A 1,170-nucleotide genomic window follows, 5' to 3' on the forward strand; every position below is an offset into this window, starting at 1 on the left:
ATCTGGCTCGGTGCGCTGACCCTGCTCTGGCTGGCCCTGGTGCTCGTCGCCCCGCTGGCCGTCTATCTGGTCTTCGGCCTCTTCTTCCTCTATCTGCATCTGCTGCCGCGCTATTGGGGCGTGCTGGCGGTGATCGCCGCGACCGTGGTCGCCGTCGTCGGGTTCGCCGCGCACCGCGGCTGGACGGTCGCCGGTGTGATCGGCCCGCTGCTGGGCGCGCTGGTCGCGGTCGCCATCGGGCTCGGCTACGAGGCCCTGTTCCGGGAGGCCGCGGAACGGCAGCGGCTCATCGACGAATTGCTCGCCACCCGAGAGACTCTCGCCGAACAGGAACGCACCGCGGGCAAGATGGCCGAACGGGAGCGGCTGGCGCAGGAGATCCACGACACCGTCGCGCAGGGGCTCAGCAGTATTCAGCTGCTGCTGCACGCCGTCGAGCGGGCCGCCCCCGATCATCCGGCGCTGGAACGGATTCGGCTGGCCCGGGAGACCGCCGCCGACAGTCTCGTCGAAACCCGCCATCTCATCGCCGAACTCACGCCGGCCGCGCTGGAGGGCCAGTCCCTCGCGGGCGCGCTCACCCGGATCGCGGAGCGGGCCGCCGCCCCAGGGTTGGAGGCGGAGGTTCTCGTCGAGGGCGATCCGCAGGCGCTGCCCATGCCGATCGAGGCCGCGCTGGTCCGCATCGCGCAGGGCGCGGTGTCGAATGTGGTGCGGCACGCGCAGGCTCAGCGCATGCGGGTGACCCTCACCTACGGCGACGACGCCGTGCACCTCGACGTGGTCGACGACGGCGTCGGCATCGATCCGGCCGTGCTGGCCGAATCCCCGTCGGGCAGCTTCGGTTTGAACGCCATGCGCAATCGGGTGGAGCAGCAGGGCGGCACCATGGATGTCGAATCCGAACCCGGCCACACCGCGGTCACCGTCTACTTCCCCCTGGAGGACCAATGATCCGCATCCTCCTCGCCGACGACCACGCCATCGTCCGCGCGGGCCTGCGCGCCCTCCTCGACTCCAGCGTCGCCGAAACCGATTCCGACGACATCGACGTCGTGGGGGAGGTCGCCACCGCCGAGGATTCGGTGGCCTTCTGCTCCACGACCGAGGTCGACCTGGTCCTGATGGACCTCCGCTTCGGTCCCGGCAAGTCCGGCGCCGACGCCACCG

2 protein-coding genes are annotated in these 1,170 nt (G+C 70.7%); both read left to right on the forward strand.

Going from position 1 to position 1,170, the window contains the following annotated elements:
- The coding region (locus ACIRS4_RS38020; RefSeq protein ID WP_404204818.1) for a sensor histidine kinase at positions 1-954 on the forward strand (954 nt) is incomplete at its 5' end.
- Positions 951-1,170 (forward strand): response regulator transcription factor (locus tag ACIRS4_RS38025; protein WP_404204820.1); only part of this gene is annotated, 220 nt, incomplete at its 3' end. The genes ACIRS4_RS38020 and ACIRS4_RS38025, both read left to right, overlap by 4 nt.

The sequence above is a fragment of the Streptomyces sp. NPDC101166 genome, assembly GCF_044768125.1.
In the GTDB taxonomy this organism is placed as follows: domain Bacteria; phylum Actinomycetota; class Actinomycetes; order Streptomycetales; family Streptomycetaceae; genus Streptomyces.